The following is a 16,896-nucleotide window of genomic DNA, read 5'->3' on the forward strand; positions in this document are numbered from 1 at the left end:
GCTAACCCTCGATCGTCACCGTCGAGGGATGATGCTTATCCAGATGCCGACGGATGATGCGCAGGTTCTTCGTATTGGACTTGAACAGAAAGTCGAACACGTCACCCGCGAACGGAATCGCGCCCACGACCGTGTCGAACCCCACATTGGCCGCCATCCGCGCCAGCTGCCATTTCGGCATGCCCAGATTGCGCGCTTCCCACACGATCCACGCGCCCATCGCGGCCGTCGCGAGATCGCCCACCACCGGGATAAGGCCGACCAGACTGTCCAGCCCCACGCGTCGGTTCGTACCGGGAATGACGAACAGCCCCTCCAGCATTGCCTCCATCGCTTCGATCCGCCGCCGCACCGAAGCGGGGTCGCGGTCAAAGCCCGGCAGGTCCCGTACCACACGGTCAAACTGGTCTTGCGATAACGCCATGCTGTTCCTCCTGCCCCCTTAATTGGGGCTGCGGAACAGATGGTTCAATGGATGCCGCGCGCGGGGCGAAGGCATGAAGCCGGTCAGCCGCCGCGACACCAGCGACCAGCGCACCGGCGCGCCCAGCGCGATATAGCCGTTATGCGCCTGCATCAGCGCCTCGGCCTGCGCCACCCGCGCCATGCGTTCGGCCGCGCTGCCCGCCATGCTCGCCGCCCGCAACTGGGCATCGGCCTCCTCCGAACAATGCACCTTGCGCGCGCATCCGGCGCGGCCGAGATACCAGAGCACGCTGTCATAAGCGGCGACTTCATCGATCAACCGCAGGTCGGCGTCGTCTTTCATGCCCACCCGCTCGACGCCCAACCCGATCATCGCCAGGTCACGGCGGACGAGCGCGAACAGGCTCGTCGCACCCGGCCCTTGCGGCAACGCCACCCGCAGCGGCGGAGCCTCGCCATTGTCACTGCGCCACCGCGTGATGACCGCGCTGGCAGCTGCCCGCCGTTCCTCCAACGGCATTGCCGCCCAGTCCGGCGCGGTCGGCGGCCGTGGCAGGTCCAGCTGCGTGGGCACGATCTTGTCGGTAATGGCCCATCCGCCTAGCGGAAACAGGATGGGTAACTGATTGCGATCGATCGCCATGTTGATCGCCCGCCGCACGCCATCATCGTCCAGCAGCTTGCCCTTGCCCGTCACGGCAAATCCCAGCAGGCCCTGCACCGGATCGATCCGCACCGCATCGCGATCAACCCCGGCCGGCACCAGCAGCGGCAGGTCGGCGAACCGCCCGCCCAGCACGGCCGCCGCCTTGCCTTCACGAAAGCGAATGATGGCCAGCGCTGCCCTGTCCGCGCGCAGGATGCGTGTCTCCCACGCCGCCGCCTTCGCCTCATCCCCATTGTCATCCTTGGGCGCCTTGTCGATCGGCGTCAGCGTCAGCCCCTTGCCCCATGGCTCGCGCCGGTAAGGCCCTGTGCCGCCCTGTCGCGACAACAGCGCCATTTGCGGCTGCGCCAGCATCTGCAACAAATAGGGGCGGGGATGGGACAGGCGGATCTCGATCACTTCCCCGGTCATCGGCACGACCGCCTCCACCGCGTCCAGCGGCCCGTCCGGGTCCAGCCGCCGTAATGTCTCGATCCGCGTCATCAACAGCCGCGCGACATCCTTCGCCGTCACCTTCGTCCCATCGGCCCACTGCGCGCGCCGCAGGCGGAAGATATAGCTGCGCCCATCTTCCTCGACGATCCAGCGCTGGGCGAGCGCGGGCAGTATCTCACCACCCGCATCAAAGGCGACCAACCCCTGCGCCGTCGCCTCCAGGATCAGCTTGGCGCCCGGATTGGGCAGGTTCTCGATCGGTTTGGCGAAGTCAGCGGGTGATCCGATCACGCTCACCACCACCGGCCCGCTCGCCTCCTGCGAACAGCCCGCGATCATCGCGGCCGCGCCCAGAAGGACAGCCATCGATCGAAGCAGGGGAGCAGCCACGGTCATGCGTAGGACAGGCTTAGGGTTTATCAGGCTCAAGTTGAAGCTTTTAGAGCGACGATCGTTCAATCAAAATCACTTTCCCCCGTTCGCCCTGAGCTTGTCGAAGCCTGTCCTGAGCGCCTGCCGCAGGCGGGCAGTCGAAGGGGGCTCTACTTCTTCCTCTCCCGCAAAAGGCATTTCTGTCCCGGAACAGGATTTCATTAACCACGACTCCACATTGGCCGCTCTTTCCCAACCGTCTATGTCTTTAGTTATGCGTATCCTTTCGACGATCCTGCTCGTTTCCGCCGCCGCTGGCGCCGCTGCCCTGGCACAGGGGATGCCGACGCCTTTCACCGTGGCGGAAAGCGGACGTGGCTACACCTCGCTGAAAGATGCCGTGGCCGCGATCGGCAATGGTAAGGGCACGGTGCTGATCGCGCCCGGCACCTATGCGCAATGCGCGGTGCAGCAGGGCGGGGACGTCGCCTTCCGCGCCCAGACGGCGGGCAGTGTCATCCTCGACGGCATGCCGTGCGAGGGCAAGGCGGCACTGGTCCTGCGCGGCCGGTCCAGCAGCGTGGACGGCATCGTGTTCCAGAATCTGCGCGTGCCCGATGGCAATGGCGCGGGCATCCGGCTGGAAAGCGGTAACCTCACCGTCACCAACAGCCTCTTCCGCAACAGCGAGGAAGGGATTTTGAGCGGCGACTCGCCGGGCAACAGCGTCACGATCGACAATTCCACCTTCCGCCATCTTGGCCGGTGCGACCGCGATCTGGACTGTGCCCATGGCATCTATATCGGTCGATATGGCAAACTTACCGTCACGCGGTCGCGATTCGATCAGGGCGATGGCGGCCATTATCTGAAAACCCGCACGCCCCGCGTCACCATCACCGGCAACAGCTTCGACGACAGCCACGGCCGCCTCACCAACTATATGATCGACCTGTCCAACGGGGCGAGCGGTGAGATCAGCGGCAATGAAATGGTGCAGGGCCGTGACAAGGATAATTACAGCGCCTTCATCACCGTCGCCCCGGAAGGGCGCGAACATGACAGCAGCGGCCTGTCGATCGCTGGCAACAGCGCCTCTTTCGTGCCGGGCCTGCAACGCAATAGCAGCTTCGTCGCCAATTTCACCGGCGACGCGGTTAAGATCGGCGCGAATCGTCTGGGCGCCGGTATCAAGGTCAGCGATCGCCGCTGATGGCCCCCGCTTGCATGGCGGGTTGCCCCGCCCGATAATGGCGCCATGCGCAGCACCTATGATTCCGCCACCGTCCGCCTTTATCATCTAAGCGACAGCGAAGAAGGCGGTGCCGCGACCACCCTCTTTTACGGCCCGTTAAGCGAAGCTGTGCATATAGCGCAGCAACAGCCCCAGGAAATCCAGGATGGGCTGTTCATCGCCACGGACAATGACGTGGTTGCCTGGCTGGATTTGCAGGAGGACTGAACTAAGCCCTTCTGGATTAGGAGGGGTTGTGCAGAAGTTGGAAGGCTTTTTCGAGGTCGGCTATGACCGCGATCGCAAGCTGCTACGTATCACCACTTACGGCTTCTGGAATCTGGATGCGGTCGATCAGTTCGGCCGCGCGCTCGAGGAAGAAGTCCGCGCGGCGGATCCCTCGTGCGACGTCCTGGTCAATACCTGCCGCACGGAAATCCATACCCCCGAAGTCAGCGAAGCGCTGGGTCGCCTATCCTACAGGCACAAGGATTCGGATACCGGCCGCATCGCCGTAGTTTCGCCTTCGGTGCTCCTGCGCATGCAGACGAGACGGCTGCAAAATATGAACACAACCTACGGCTATTTCGAAACTGAGCAGGAGGCTCTCGACTGGCTTGCAACGCCCGTGGACCTGGCGGTGCCTCAAGCGCGGGCAGCAGGCTGAACCCATCCAATTACCCGCGCAGCGGCGCTGCTCAACCGTCCGCAAAGCCAAAGGGCGCATAGCCCCGGCGATAGTCCTCCGGCAGCATTTCACGGCCGATGGGCGGCGCGGATCGCGCCATGCACTGGCTCCGATGACACAGGCGGCATGTCAGTCCGATCGGCGTCGGCTCGGACGCTCCCAGCCCCTGCGTGTAAATCAGCCGATGAGCATGTTCCGCCGCGCAAGCAAGCGCGATCGCCCGCTCCACACGCGGCGCGCCCCAGCCGCCGCCGCCCGCCGTCACCCTCCGCGCGATGGAGAAGAAGCGCTGTCCGTCGGGCAGTTCCAGCCATTGCGTGACTACCTCGCCGGGCCGCTCGAACACATGATGGATCGACCAGAGCGGGCATGATCCACCGTGGCGGGCAAAGGGGAAGCCCGCGCCGTCCAGCCGCTTGCTGACATTGCCAGCCCGGTCGACGCGCAGGAAGAAGAAGGGCACGCGTTCGTGCGCCGGCTTCTGTAGCGTGGTCAGCCGGTGGGCCGTCTGTTCAAAGCTTGTCCCGAACTGCCGGGCCAACGCTTCGACGTCATAGCGCCGTGCCTCCACCGCCTTGGCGAAGGCTCCATAGGGCATCAGTATGGCGGCGGCGCCATAATTGGCGAGACCCTGGCGGGTCAGTTGCCGTCCGCTCGCGCTGGAAAACTGCCCGTCCTTCAGCAGCGACTCCATGTCTGCGCGCATTTCCAGATAGGCGATCTGAATCGCCAGCTGAAAGGCGGTGCTCGCGCTGTCCAGCGCATCGTCAATCAGCACCGCGTCGCGATGCCGGTCCAGCCGCCGCATCGACCCCGCCATGACATCAGGCGGCAGGCGCCGGATGCGCAGGCCGTGCTTGCTTTTCAGCCATGCCGCCGTGCCGCCTGCTTGTTCGATCTGCGCGGCGATCCTTTCCCCCGCATCGTCCAGCGGCGGAAAGCTGTTGCGCCGCGCGCCCAGGAACCGGCGCGCCTCGGCCGCCGGGTCCGGCGCTTCGTCGGGTGCGTCGGCGCGATCGCCGCTCCGGTCGGCCAGCGCCAGCTGCTCCTCGCGATAGGCGGTATGCAGCCGCAGCAGCGCTTCGCTGAACCCCGGATAGTTGATCGCGACGTCCTGCATCGCCAGCGTGGGAAGGTCGATATCGGCGAACATCGGGTCCTTCAGCGCCACCTGCAACCGCGCCGTCTGCTCCGCGCCGCCGTCGCCCGCCAGCTCGCTCATGTCCATGCGATAGGTGCGCGCCAACCTCAGCAGCATGTCTGCGGTCAAAGGCCGCTGGTTGCGCTCCAGCAGCGCGACATAGGAGGCAGAGATTTCGAGGTCCGCCGCCATGTCGGACTGGGTCAGCCCCAACTCCCGCCGCAACCGCCGCAAGCGCGGCCCCATATAGACGGGACGATCCTTGGCCATGTTCGCGTGCGCTCCTGTGCAGACATTACAACTATACAGAGAAAGTTTGTAAAGATCGACAACTGAACCTCACGCCCCCTCCCGGCTCGGCTCCTCTTCCCCCAAAGCGCTTTTAATTCGCCAATTCATTCAGGGAATCGAGATGACCTACGCCCAACAAATCACCCGCGCCTCCACCCTGCTGGGCGAACAGCCCAACTGGAACGGCATCGCCGCCGATTCGGTCGCCAGAATGCGCCTCCAGAACCGCTTTCCCACCGGCCTCGACATCGCCCGCTACACCGCCGCGATCATGCGCCGCGACATGGCCGCCTATGATGCCGACCCCGCGAACTACACCCAGTCGCTCGGTTGCTGGCACGGCTTCATCGGCCAGCAGAAGATGATCAGCATCAAGAAGCATTTCGGCACGACCAAGGGCAAATATCTCTACCTCTCCGGCTGGATGATCGCGGCGCTGCGTTCCGAATTTGGCCCGCTGCCCGACCAGTCGATGCATGAAAAGACCAGCGTCCCCGCGCTGATCGAGGAACTCTACACCTTCCTGCGCCAGGCCGACGCCCGCGAACTTGGCATGCTGTTCCGCGACCTCGACAAGGCGCGCGAGACGGGCAACGAAGTTGAGGTCCATCGCCTCACCAACGCGATCGACAATCACGAAACCCACATCGTCCCGATCATCGCCGACATCGACGCGGGCTTTGGCAATGCCGAAGCAACCTATCTGCTCGCCAAGAAGATGATCGAGGCCGGCGCCTGCGCGCTCCAGATCGAGAATCAGGTCTCGGACGAAAAGCAGTGCGGCCATCAGGACGGCAAGGTCACCGTTCCCCACGAAGACTTCCTCGCGAAGATCCGCGCCTGCCGCTACGCCTTCCTCGAACTCGGCATCGATGATGGCATCATCGTCGCGCGTACCGATTCGCTGGGCGCTGGCCTGACCAAGCAGATCGCCTTCAGCCGCGAGCCCGGCGACCTTGGCGACCAGTATAACAGCTTCCTTGATGTCGAGGAGATTGCCGACCCATCGACCCTGCGCGGCGATGTCGTCATCGCCCGTGACGGCAAGCTGCTGCGGCCCAAGCGCCTTGCGTCCAACCTCTTCCAGTTCCGCTCCGGAACCGGCGAGGACCGGGTCGTCCTGGACTGCATCACCTCGCTTCAGAATGGAGCGGACCTGCTGTGGATCGAAACCGAAAAGCCGCACGTCGAACAGATTGCGGGCATGGTGGACCGCGTCCGCGAGATCATCCCGAACGCCAAGCTGGTTTACAATAACTCGCCGAGCTTCAACTGGACGCTGAACTTCCGCCAACAGGTGTTTGACAACTGGCAGGCCGAAGGCAGGGACGTTTCCGCCTATGATCGCGCCCGGTTGATGAGCGCGGACTATGACGCCACCGAACTCGGCCGCGAGGCTGATGAAAAAATCCGCACCTTCCAGAAGGACGCTGCAGCGCGGGCGGGTATCTTCCATCACCTCATCACGCTGCCGACCTATCACACGGCTGCGCTGTCGACCGACAATCTGGCGCGGGAATATTTCGGCGACGCCGGGATGCTCGGCTATGTCGAGGGCGTCCAGCGCCGCGAAATCCGCGAAGGCATCGCCTGCGTTAAGCACCAGAATATGGCGGGCAGCGACATCGGTGATGATCACAAGGAATATTTCGCCGGTGAGGCAGCGCTCAAGGCGGGCGGCTCGCATAACACGATGAACCAGTTCGCAGCGTGAAGAACCAAGGAAAGGAGGACGAAATGACTGAACCTACAAGGTCCCGCGCGGTTTTCTCGACCGAGGATTTCTCGCTGCTCAGGACGGCGGTGGCTGATTATCTGCAGAAGGTGAAAGACACGCCGGATTCGGTGAAGTTCGCCAACCTGTATCATCGGCTCGGCCGTTTGCGCTGATTGCACCTATTGATGACAGAAAACCCGCCGCCGACGGCCCCCGGCGGCGGGCTTTTTGTCGATCGCCTTAGCGAGCTTTGTGCTTTCGCCCGAACGGCCGGACGCTTATCCTGGAGGTACCAGACCCGACGGGAGAGCCCCCATGCCCTACACGCTCGTTACCGCGAACCGGAATTATTCCAGTTGGTCACTGCGGCCCTGGGTATTGATGAAGGCGCTCGGCATTCCCTTCACGGATCGGCTTGAGCCCTTTGTGCAGAGCATAAATTACTCTGCCTTCCGTAACTTTTCACCGACCGGGCAGGTGCCTGCCTTGATCGAGGGCGATCGGACAGTGTGGGATTCGCTCGGCATCACCCTCTATCTTGCCGATCGCCACCCTGCCGTGTGGCCACAGGAGGAATCCGCCCGCGCCTTCGCCCAAAGCGCCGTTGCGGAAATGCACAGCGGCTTTGCGACCCTGCGCAACGAATGCCCCATGAATGTCGGCGTGCGCGTTGAACGCGACCTGCCCTCGCCACAGCTGAATCGCGACGTAGCGCGGCTTTCGGAATTGTGGGGGGAGGGGCTGAAGCGCTTTGGCGGTCCCTTCCTCGCTGGCCCCGCATTCACCGCGATCGACGCCTTTTACGCGCCCGTCGCATTCCGGGTGCGAACCTATGACCTGAATGTCGGGCCAGTGGCGCACGCATGGGTCGATCGCATGCTGGCTCTCCCCGCGATGCAGGAATGGGAAGCCGCTGCTCTCGCCGAAACCTGGCGTGAGGAAAGTCATGAGGCGGATGTCGGCGCCGCTGGCCGCATCATTGCGGATTATCGCGCGTCCTGATGCGCCCCGTGCAGGGGACTATCGCCGGAGACAGCAAATATTGGTCCTATGCCCCCTTTCGCCGCGCCCGCTCTGGGTCTAGGGGGAAAGGGTTATGGTCAAGCCCCGCACGCTGTACGAGAAGATTTGGGACGCGCATGTCGTTGAACGCCGTCCCGATGGAACCTGCCTCATCTATATCGACCGCCACCTCGTTCATGAGGTGACGAGTCCCCAGGCTTTCGAGGGTCTAAGGATAGCGGGCCGCCCCGTGCGCCGCCCCGATCTGACGCTCGCTGTTCCGGATCACAATCTGCCCACCACGCCGCGTCGCGACGCGCAGGGCAATCGCATCCCCATCGCCGATCCCGAAAGCGCGCAGCAGCTTGCCGCGCTGGAAAGAAACGCGCCGGAGTTCGGCGTTCGCCTGATCGGCGATGCTGACCGGGAGCAGGGGATCGTCCATGTCGTGGGACCCGAGCAGGGCTTCACCCTGCCGGGCACGACGCTGGTCTGCGGCGACAGCCATACTAGCTCGCACGGCGCATTGGGCGCGCTGGCGTTCGGCATCGGCACGTCCGAGGTTGAGCATGTGCTCGCCACGCAGACGCTGCTGCTGAAGCAATCGAAGACGATGGAAGTCGTGGTCGAAGGCGAATTGGGCTTCGGCGTTACGCCCAAGGATGTGGCGCTGGCGATCTGCGGCCGTATCGGCACGGCGGGCGGTACCGGCTATGTCATGGAATATCGCGGCTCTGTCTTCCGCGACATGTCGATCGAAGGGCGGCTGACCGTCGCCAACATGTCGATCGAGGCAGGTGCCCGTTCGGGCTTGTTCGCCCCGGATGACAAGACCGTCGCTTATCTGAAGGGCCGCCCCATGGCGCCCAAGGGTGCTGATTGGGATGGCGCAGTTGCCTATTGGAAGACGCTGGCGACCGACGAAGGCGCGCAGTTCGACAAGACGGTCGTGATCGATGCTGCGGACATCGTGCCCAACGTCACCTGGGGCACCAGCCCCGAGGACGTCGTGCCGGTGACGGGCGTTGTCCCTGACCCGGAGAGCTTCGCCGACGCGTCCAAGCGCGCCGCCGCGCAGAAGTCACTCGACTATATGGGCCTCACCGCCGGGCAGCGGATGGAGGACGTGGCGGTCGAACATATCTTCATCGGCAGCTGCACCAACAGCCGCATAGAAGATTTGCGCGCCGCCGCCGCCCTGCTGAAGGACAAGCATATCGCCAGCGGCATCAAGCAGGCGCTGGTCGTTCCCGGATCGGGCCTGGTGAAGCAGCAGGCGGAGGCCGAAGGGCTCGACCGCATCTTTGTCGAGGCGGGCTTCGAATGGCGCGAACCGGGTTGCTCGGCATGCCTTGGCATGAATCCGGACAAGGTTCCGGCGGGCGAACGCTGCGCTTCCACCAGCAACCGCAACTTCATGGGACGTCAGGGGCCGGGTTCGCGGACGCATCTTGTCTCGCCCGCGATGGCAGCGGCTGCGGCCATTACTGGTCATCTGACCGACGTGCGAGAATTGCTGAACGAGAAAAAGCAGGGAGAGGTGGTCGCATGAAGAAGGTATTCTGGGTGCTGGCGCTTGGCGCGCTGGCCAGTGCCGCGATGGCGGCGACCCTCGGGCGCGCGGAGGACAGCCGCCGTCTGGAGACCAAGCGGGCACATTGATGGACAAGCTGAATATCGTTGAGGGCCGGGCCTATCCGTTCGGGATGAAGAATGTCGATACCGACATCGTTATCCCGGCGCATTGGCTGAAGACCATTTCGCGCTCGGGCCTGGGCAAGGGCGCGTTTGAGGTGCTGCGCAAGGAACCGGGCAACGTCTTTGACGATCCGGAATATGCTGGCAGCCCGATCCTGATCGCGGGCGACAATTTCGGCTGCGGGTCCAGCCGCGAACATGCTGCCTGGGCGCTCGCCGATCTTGGCATCAAGGTCGTGATTGCGCCGAGCTTCTCGGACATTTTCTCCGGCAACGCGTTCAAGAACGGCATCCTTACCGTGGTGCTGCCGCAGGAAGCGATCGACCGGCTGATGGAAGTCGCCAAGAGCGATCCGATTCATGTGGATCTTGAGCATCAGACCGTCACGACGCAGTTTCAGGACCGCTTCCAGTTCGAAATCGATCCGTTCCGCAAGCATTGTCTGCTTGGCGGGCTGGACGAGATCGGATTGACGCTGGGGCAGGCCGATACGATCAGCCAGTTCGAGGCAAAGGATGCGGGGCTGCGGCCGTGGCTTGTTCCCGCCGTTGCGTAACCGTCCCGATCTTCCTATCTCATCCCAGACTTCAGCTTCTTTTTGACAAGGCACAGGCATGACGACTTTCGACGACCGCGAAAAGGCCTTTGAAAATATGTTCGCCCATGACCAGGAGATGCAGTTTCGCATCCAGGCGCGGCGGAACCGGCTGCTCGGCGAATGGGCCGCAGTCAAAATGGGACTGACGCCGGAGGAGACCGACGCCTACGCCAAATCTGTAGTGCAGGCCGATTTTGAGGAAGCTGGCGACGAGGATGTCATCCGCAAGCTGGTGGGCGACATGACCCAGGCGGGCGTAGACATTGACGAGGCAGGTGTTCGCGCCGCTCTGGAAGAGCAGCAAGTGATCGCGCGCCGCCACTTCATCGAAGCCCAGTAAGCAGGACGGACACGACCCATGCCGATGGCTGCCGAAGACATTGCGGACATGATCCGGGCGGCCATTCCGGACGCGGAGGTGGAGATTACCGACCTCGCCGGTGATGGCGATCATTATGCGGCGCGTGTCGTGGCGGAAAGCTTCCGGGGCATGAGCCGGGTCGCGCAGCAGCGCGCTGTCTATGCCGCGCTCGGCGGTCGGATGGGCGGCGTGCTGCACGCCTTGCAACTGACCACTGCCGTTCCCAACTAACCGCTATCATTTTTCATGCGCGCCGCCCGTGATCGCGGCGCCCGACAGGACTGGACCGACCCATGACCGACGCCGTGCATCAGCGGATCGCCGATATTGTGAACAGCAATGACGTCGTGCTCTTCATGAAGGGAACACCCCTGTTCCCGCAATGTGGGTTTTCCAGTCGTGCAATTGCCATCCTCGATCATCTGGGCGTTGCCTATGAGTCGGTGGACGTGTTGCAGGATCAGTTGGTGCGGCAAGGTATCAAGGCTTTTTCGGATTGGCCGACCATCCCGCAGCTCTATGTGAAGGGCGAATTTGTCGGCGGCAGCGACATCATGATGGAAATGTATGAAGCCGGTGAGCTTCAGCAGCTGATGGCCGATGAAGGCGTCGCAGCGGCAAACTGAATCGCCGCAATCAGACCTTAACAATCTCTGGCAGAATGGCGTCCAGCAGCAGCATGGCTGCTGGCGTGATCCTTAGGCGCTGATCCTGACGTTCGATCAGGTCCAATTGGGCGAGCCGCGCAATGGCCGCTTCGTCGATCAGCTGCTCGACGGGAATACCGGATAGCGCCGAGATGCGATCAAGGTCGACGCCCTCCGCAAGTCGCAATCCCATCAGCAGCGCTTCACGCCCGCGATCTTCTGGCGTCAGCACTTCCTCGCTTTGCAGCCCGTGGCCGTTGCGCCGCACGGCGCCCATCCAGTTTTCGGGCTTTTTATGTCTTAGCGTTGCCATCCCCTCACGCCGCCCATGCGCGCCGGGGCCGATCCCGGCATAGGTGCCATATCGCCAATAGGTGAGGTTGTGGCGGCTTTCCTGGCCCGACCGTGCATGGTTGCTGATCTCATAAGCAGGCAAACCGGCGGCAGCGGCCATGTCACGTGTCTGCTCATACAGGGTGGCGGCATGGTCCGGATCAGCGGGCGTCAGCTTCCCCTGAGCGACAAGGGTAGCGAACCGCGTGCCCGGCTCGATCGTCAATTGATAAAGCGACAGGTGATCCGTTCCAAAGGCAAGGCCGCGCGCCAGCTCCGCCTCCCAGTCCGCCTCGCTTTGGTCGGGCCGCGCATAGATGAGGTCCAGGTTCACGCGACCGAACACCGACTGCGCGACATCCAGCGCCGCCAGCGCCTCACCCACATCGTGCGCCCGCCCGAGAAAATGCAGCGCCTGATTATCCAGCGCCTGCACCCCCAATGAAACCCGGTTCACCCCCGCACGCGCCAGATCGGCGAAGCGCGCAGCTTCCACTGAACTCGGATTGGCCTCCAACGTGATTTCCATGTCCGCCGTTGGCCGCCAGTAGCGGGCAGCAGCGTCGATGATGTTCGAGACGATGTCCGGCGGCATCAGCGATGGGGTGCCGCCGCCGAAAAAGATGGATGACAGCGGCCGCCCGCCGGTCAGCCCCGCTTCATGGGCAAGGTCGTCCAGCAGCGCCGCCCGCCACGCATCGATATCGATGTCCGCACGGACATGGCTGTTAAAATCGCAATAAGGACATTTGGAAACGCAAAATGGCCAATGCACATATAAGGCCATAGGTTCAGGCGCGGAGGCCGGGGAATCGATCGGGGGCAGGGGCATGAGTGGGGGCGTCCTTAGACGGCTTTGGGCCGCACGGCTAGCAACGGCAGTGTTGGTTATGACGGGGATCATTGTCACTCAGCCCGCCAAAGCCTCCCCATTGAGCCGGGCGGCGCCCACCCAGACGGTCATGCCCGCAGCCTATTACGGCATGGAGGAAGCGGAACGCGGCAACATACTGCTGCGCGACGTGGTTCTGGGCATGCATAATGATGAGCGACAATCGCTGGGCCTCACGCCGCTGGCATGGGACAGCGACCTCGCGCAGGACGCAGCCCGATATGCCCGGCAGATGGCCGAGACCAACCGCTTCCAACATTCCCCACGCACATCCCGTGCTGTTCCCAGCGGCGAGAATCTCTGGATGGGTCCGCGACGACTCTACGGATATGACACGATGATCGGCGCCTTTCTCGACGAAAAACGCCTGTTCCGGCGGGGAGGCAAATTGCCGGACATCAGCCTGTCGGGCCGTTGGGAAGATGTCGGCCATTACACGCAGATAATCTGGCGCGGCACGAAAAAGGTCGGCTGCGCCCTCGCCGAGGGGCAGAATTACGATTATCTCGTCTGCCGCTATTTTCCCGCAGGCAACGCCTTTGGCAAAGGTCCGCTGGACGCCGACGACAGCCCCTTTGGCTCCCGTCTGGCCAGCAGGGGCGAATAAGCCCGCGTCGCCTCTCTAGAAAACCGTCGCCACCAGCTGCGCGAAGGCATCCGCGCGGTGGCTCATCGCATGCTTCTTTTCCGGCTCCATCTCGCCAAAGCTGATCGTGTGACCCAACGGCTGGAACATCGGGTCATAGCCAAAGCCCTTGTCCCCGCGCGGCGGCCAGCAGAGGATGCCGTCAACCCGGCCCTCAAACACTTCGACATGTCCATCAGGCCATGCAAGCGCCAGCGCACAGATGAAATGCGCGCCGTGCCCTGCGTTAGGCCCCTTGGCTTCGATCGCATCCCACACGCGCTGCATGGCGATGCTGAAATCCTTCGTCTCACCCGCCCAGCGAGCGGAAAAGATGCCAGGATCGCCGTTCAGCGCCTCGACGCACAGCCCGCTATCATCGGCCAGCGCGGGAAGGCCCGACAGGTCGGCCGCCTGCATCGCCTTCAGTTCGGCATTGGCGATGAAGGTGGTGCCGGTTTCGTCGGGTTCGGGCAGGTCCAGAGCGGCCGCCGACACCGTTTCGATGCCGAAGGGTGCCAGCAGTTCGCCGATTTCGCGAACCTTGCCCGGGTTGTGGCTGGCGATCACCAGCTTGCCCGGCCCCAGCTTGCGGATGGCCTGTTCCTGTCCGAAATCATCGCTCATGATTATGTCATTCTCCCCGTTCGCTTCGAGCATAGTCGAGAAGCGCGCAGTGCATAGATAGCATTTCTCGAAACGCCCGAAACGAACGGACGAATGCGCTTAGCGGCCCGTCGCCTTGTCCTGCGCGGCGAAGATTTGCGAGCAACCGATGCGCGCCAGACGCAGCAGACGCAGCAGTTCTTCCTCGTCATAAGCGGCGCCCTCGGCCGTCGCCTGCACTTCGGCAAACTTGCCGTCGCCGGTCAGGATCAGGTTGGCGTCGGTTTCGGCATTGCTGTCCTCGGCATAATCGAGGTCCAGCACCGGCGTGCCATTATAGATGCCGCAGCTGATCGCCGCGACCTTCTGGATGATAGGGTCTTCGGCCAGCGCGCCCGAAGCGATCAGCTTGTCGATGGCAATGCGCAAGGCCACCCAGCTGCCGGAAATCGCGGCTGTACGCGTGCCGCCATCGGCCTGGATCACGTCGCAATCGATAACAATCTGCCGCTCGCCCAGCTTTTTCATATCGACGACGGTGCGCAGCGACCGGCCGATCAAACGCTGAATTTCCTGCGTGCGACCCGACTGCTTGCCCTTGGCCGCCTCGCGGCTGCCGCGCGTATGAGTGGCGCGGGGCAGCATGCCATATTCCGCCGTCACCCAGCCTGAACCCTTGCCGCGCAGGAAGGGCGGCACCTTCTCCTCAACCGAAGCGGTGCACAGCACCCGCGTGTCGCCGAAGCTGACCAGGCAGCTGCCCTCGGCATGGATGGTGAAGCCGGGCTCCATGGTGATGTCGCGCATCTGGTCTGGCGCGCGGCCGGAAGGACGCATAAATATTTTCTCCGAAGCGATTAGTCGGTGCGGCTTAGCGCCGGGAGCGTCGTCTTGCCAGTGGCGATACGTACGAAAGATGGTAGGAAGCGCGCATGCAATTGCGTTCGATGATGATTTTGGCGGGCCTAGTCCTGACCGCCGGTTGCGCGGCGGAAAGACCCGAGCTGGAAAAGCCCGTGGCTGCCGGTGACACGATCCGTTTTTCGGCGGGTCCCTGTTTCGGCGTTTGCCCAACTTATAGCCTGCAGGTGACGCCCGATGGTTCGGGCCTGCTGGAGCCTGAGCGGTTTACGGCCGTTCCGGGTGCGACGCGCTTTACGGTCACGCCTGCGCAATATCGCCGTTTCCGCGCTGCGCTGGCGCAGTTCCGGCCTCCCGCAGGAACAGTTCGGCGCATCACTCACGGCGAAAATTGCACCCGTTTCGCGACCGATATGCCGGGCTATTCGATCGAATGGACCAGGGATCAGCAGCCGACCACCCGGCTGGAGTTTCAGTCGGGATGCATGGACGCCAGCTATGGCAAATTGCGTGCCACCATCGCGGCGGTTCCCCGGATGCTGGACATCGACGCCATGGTGAAGCCGTCCGCCGTAAGATAGCCCCGGCTTGAGTGCGGCCCGTTGCTCGCCTAGATAGGGCGCATGGCGGTCACACCGGTTACCGAACTGAATGAGCGGGCGCGCGACGTTTTCCGGGTGGTGGTTGAAAGCTATCTCGGCACCGGCCTGCCTGTGGGTTCGCGCACCATCAGCAAGATCGCTTCGCTCAGCCTGTCGCCTGCATCGATCCGCAACGTGATGCAGGATCTGGAGGAACTGGGACTGCTGGCCGCCCCGCACACTTCGGCAGGGCGCATGCCGACCGAAACCGGATTGCGCCTTTTTGTCGATGGCATGATGCAGGCTGCCGAGCCTTCGGTCGAGGAACGCCGCGCGATCGAGGCAGGCATTGCCGAGGGTGGCCCGATCGAGGAAGCTCTATCCGCAGCGACTGCCGCTCTATCGGGCCTCTCCGCCTGCGCGGGCATCGTCATGGTGCCCAAGCGCGAGCCGGTGATGCGTCAGTTCGGCTTTGTGCCGCTCAACGGCCGTCAGGCGCTGGCCGTGCTGGTGGGACAGGATGGCTCTGTGGAAAACCGCGTGCTCGATATGCCAGCAGGCGTCACGCCCGGCATGTTGAACGAAGCGGCGAATTTCATGTCCGCACGCTTTGTCGGCATGACGCTCAGGGAAGCGGGCGAGGCCCTGCATCGTGAGATGGAAGGCGAGCGAACCGCGCTTCAGGGTGCGGCGCGCGAACTGGTGGCGCGTGGCATCGCCGTCTGGTCGCAGGATGCGGATGACCGTCCGGTACTGATCGTGCGCGGCCAGGCGCATCTGCTGGATGACGGCACCGCCGCGGATCTGGAACGGGTGCGCCAGCTGCTCGAACAGCTGGAGGGCAAGCAGGAGATTTCGCGCTTGCTGGAAGGCGCGCTGGCGGGCAGCGCGACGAAAATCTTCATCGGGTCGGAAAACAAGCTCTTTTCCCTCTCCGGTTCTTCGGTCATAGCCGCGCCTTACCGGGGCGGCGATGGCCGTGTTGTCGGCGTGGTCGGCGTCATTGGCCCGACGCGCTTGAACTATGCGCGGGTGATCCCCATGGTGGATTTCACTGCGCAGACGTTATCGAGATTGATGAGATGAGCGAAGACAAGCTGAATATCGAAAATACTGAAGTCGTTGACGAACTGCCCGAGGACGCGGCGCCTGTGGGCGACGCTGCCTCCGAACGCCTGGCGGCCCTGGAGGGCGAACTGGCGGCGGCGAAGCAGGACGCGCTTTACGCCCATGCCGAAACGCAGAATGTCCGTCGGCGGCTGGAAAAGGAACTGGCCGACGCGCGTGCCTATGCTGCGACGTCTTTCGCACGGGACATGCTATCGGTCGCGGACAATCTGGGACGCGCCCTGCAGGCTATCCCGGCGGAACTGCGTGACGATGAGAAGTTCAAGGGGCTGGTTGCCGGGCTTGAAGCGACCGGCCGGGAACTGGAAGGGGTCTTTGGCCGCAATGGCATTGAAAAGCTCGTTTCGGTCGGAGAGCCGCTTGATCCCAACAAGCATCAGGCCATGATGGAAGTGCCGTCGGATGATGTCGAGCCGGGAACCGTGCTGGTGGAAATGCAGGCGGGATACACCATCCGCGATCGCCTGCTGCGCCCGGCCTTGGTGAGCGTTGCCAAGAAGCCGGACTGATAGTCTTCACAGTGAAGTTCAAGGCGCCCGCCGGGACGTGTTCCGGCGGGTCTTTTTGAATGTGGTCGATCTTTTCGTAGTCT

At 63.2% G+C, this 16,896-nt stretch carries 21 protein-coding genes; 15 read left to right on the plus strand and 6 right to left on the minus strand.

What is annotated here, in order from left to right; genetic code table 11:
• Position 1 precedes the first annotated feature (1 nt).
• Positions 2 to 424: a DUF4112 domain-containing protein gene (locus tag ACZ5U1_RS00565; RefSeq protein WP_464778923.1), complete on the minus strand. Its 423-nt coding sequence runs from the start codon at positions 422 to 424 to the stop codon at positions 2 to 4.
• An 18-nt stretch (positions 425 to 442) separates the two neighbouring features.
• A complete protein-coding gene (locus ACZ5U1_RS00570) occupies positions 443 to 1,924 on the minus strand; it encodes an ABC transporter substrate-binding protein (protein WP_464778924.1) in 1,482 nt (493 codons plus the stop codon).
• Positions 1,925 to 2,174: 250 nt separating this feature from the next.
• Here ACZ5U1_RS00570 and ACZ5U1_RS00575 point away from each other — a divergent pair, with 250 nt between their 5' ends.
• From ACZ5U1_RS00575 to ACZ5U1_RS00585, 3 genes are read left to right on the plus strand one after another with little or no spacing between them, the layout of a single operon-like run.
• Positions 2,175 to 3,113 (plus strand): right-handed parallel beta-helix repeat-containing protein, encoded by a 939-nt coding sequence (locus ACZ5U1_RS00575; protein ID WP_464778925.1) that lies wholly within the window; start codon positions 2,175 to 2,177, stop codon positions 3,111 to 3,113.
• Positions 3,114 to 3,158: 45 nt separating this feature from the next.
• Positions 3,159 to 3,362 (plus strand): hypothetical protein, encoded by a 204-nt coding sequence (locus tag ACZ5U1_RS00580; protein WP_196225314.1) that lies wholly within the window; start codon positions 3,159 to 3,161, stop codon positions 3,360 to 3,362.
• A 28-nt stretch (positions 3,363 to 3,390) separates the two neighbouring features.
• A complete protein-coding gene (locus tag ACZ5U1_RS00585) occupies positions 3,391 to 3,801 on the plus strand; it encodes an STAS/SEC14 domain-containing protein (RefSeq protein ID WP_464778926.1) in 411 nt (136 codons plus the stop codon).
• Positions 3,802 to 3,832: 31 nt separating this feature from the next.
• On the opposite strand, the gene ACZ5U1_RS00590 is transcribed toward ACZ5U1_RS00585, so the two are convergent.
• Entirely contained in the window at positions 3,833 to 5,233 is a 1,401-nt protein-coding gene (locus ACZ5U1_RS00590; RefSeq protein WP_464778927.1) for a helix-turn-helix domain-containing protein, read from the minus strand.
• Between the two features lie 142 nt (positions 5,234 to 5,375).
• On the opposite strand from ACZ5U1_RS00590, the gene ACZ5U1_RS00595 reads away from it, so the two are divergent.
• The 8 genes from ACZ5U1_RS00595 (at position 5,376) to grxD (ending at position 11,257) form a co-directional block, all read left to right on the plus strand.
• On the plus strand, positions 5,376 to 6,968 hold the full coding sequence (locus ACZ5U1_RS00595) for an isocitrate lyase (protein ID WP_464778928.1): 1,593 nt from the start codon (positions 5,376 to 5,378) through the stop codon (positions 6,966 to 6,968).
• A 23-nt stretch (positions 6,969 to 6,991) separates the two neighbouring features.
• On the plus strand, positions 6,992 to 7,144 hold the full coding sequence (locus ACZ5U1_RS00600; protein ID WP_464771841.1) for a hypothetical protein: 153 nt from the start codon (positions 6,992 to 6,994) through the stop codon (positions 7,142 to 7,144).
• 142 nt (positions 7,145 to 7,286) lie between these two features.
• Complete coding sequence (locus ACZ5U1_RS00605; RefSeq protein WP_464778929.1) at positions 7,287 to 7,973, plus strand: glutathione S-transferase family protein; 687 nt, start codon at positions 7,287 to 7,289, stop codon at positions 7,971 to 7,973.
• Between the two features lie 94 nt (positions 7,974 to 8,067).
• A complete protein-coding gene (leuC, locus tag ACZ5U1_RS00610) occupies positions 8,068 to 9,525 on the plus strand; it encodes a 3-isopropylmalate dehydratase large subunit (RefSeq protein ID WP_464778930.1) in 1,458 nt (485 codons plus the stop codon).
• Positions 9,526 to 9,634: 109 nt separating this feature from the next.
• Entirely contained in the window at positions 9,635 to 10,228 is a 594-nt protein-coding gene (gene leuD / locus ACZ5U1_RS00615; protein WP_464778931.1) for a 3-isopropylmalate dehydratase small subunit, read from the plus strand.
• Positions 10,229 to 10,286: 58 nt separating this feature from the next.
• Positions 10,287 to 10,610, plus strand: a complete 324-nt coding sequence (locus ACZ5U1_RS00620) for a DUF1476 domain-containing protein (protein WP_464778932.1) — start codon at positions 10,287 to 10,289, stop codon at positions 10,608 to 10,610.
• 18 nt (positions 10,611 to 10,628) lie between these two features.
• Entirely contained in the window at positions 10,629 to 10,862 is a 234-nt protein-coding gene (locus ACZ5U1_RS00625; protein WP_097090923.1) for a BolA/IbaG family iron-sulfur metabolism protein, read from the plus strand.
• A gap of 62 nt (positions 10,863 to 10,924) precedes the next feature.
• Positions 10,925 to 11,257 carry a Grx4 family monothiol glutaredoxin gene (gene grxD / locus ACZ5U1_RS00630; protein WP_196225323.1) on the plus strand — a complete coding sequence of 111 codons (333 nt, stop codon included), beginning with the start codon at positions 10,925 to 10,927 and terminating at the stop codon, positions 11,255 to 11,257.
• 10 nt (positions 11,258 to 11,267) lie between these two features.
• On the opposite strand, the gene hemW is transcribed toward grxD, so the two are convergent.
• Positions 11,268 to 12,443, minus strand: coding sequence for a radical SAM family heme chaperone HemW (gene hemW / locus ACZ5U1_RS00635; RefSeq protein WP_464778933.1), 1,176 nt, complete (start codon positions 12,441 to 12,443; stop codon positions 11,268 to 11,270).
• 130 nt (positions 12,444 to 12,573) lie between these two features.
• On the opposite strand from hemW, the gene ACZ5U1_RS00640 reads away from it, so the two are divergent.
• Complete coding sequence (locus ACZ5U1_RS00640) at positions 12,574 to 13,110, plus strand: CAP domain-containing protein (protein WP_464779923.1); 537 nt, start codon at positions 12,574 to 12,576, stop codon at positions 13,108 to 13,110.
• 15 nt (positions 13,111 to 13,125) lie between these two features.
• Here the strand turns inward: ACZ5U1_RS00640 and rdgB are convergent, their stop codons facing one another.
• Positions 13,126 to 13,755, minus strand: a complete 630-nt coding sequence (rdgB, locus tag ACZ5U1_RS00645; RefSeq protein WP_464778934.1) for an RdgB/HAM1 family non-canonical purine NTP pyrophosphatase — start codon at positions 13,753 to 13,755, stop codon at positions 13,126 to 13,128.
• 99 nt (positions 13,756 to 13,854) lie between these two features.
• Positions 13,855 to 14,571: a ribonuclease PH gene (gene rph / locus ACZ5U1_RS00650; RefSeq protein ID WP_464771848.1), complete on the minus strand. Its 717-nt coding sequence runs from the start codon at positions 14,569 to 14,571 to the stop codon at positions 13,855 to 13,857.
• Positions 14,572 to 14,666: 95 nt separating this feature from the next.
• Between rph and ACZ5U1_RS00655 the strand changes: the two genes are divergently transcribed.
• The 3 genes from ACZ5U1_RS00655 to grpE are packed head-to-tail and all read left to right on the plus strand — an operon-like array spanning position 14,667 to position 16,813.
• Positions 14,667 to 15,176, plus strand: a complete 510-nt coding sequence (locus ACZ5U1_RS00655) for a DUF6438 domain-containing protein (protein ID WP_464778935.1) — start codon at positions 14,667 to 14,669, stop codon at positions 15,174 to 15,176.
• A 42-nt stretch (positions 15,177 to 15,218) separates the two neighbouring features.
• Positions 15,219 to 16,262 carry a heat-inducible transcriptional repressor HrcA gene (gene hrcA / locus ACZ5U1_RS00660; RefSeq protein ID WP_464778936.1) on the plus strand — a complete coding sequence of 348 codons (1,044 nt, stop codon included), beginning with the start codon at positions 15,219 to 15,221 and terminating at the stop codon, positions 16,260 to 16,262.
• A complete protein-coding gene (grpE, locus tag ACZ5U1_RS00665) occupies positions 16,259 to 16,813 on the plus strand; it encodes a nucleotide exchange factor GrpE (protein WP_464778937.1) in 555 nt (184 codons plus the stop codon). Before hrcA ends, grpE begins: the two co-directional genes overlap by 4 nt.
• Positions 16,814 to 16,896 lie beyond the last annotated feature (83 nt).

This window comes from Sphingobium sp. TomTYG72 (assembly GCF_055394715.1).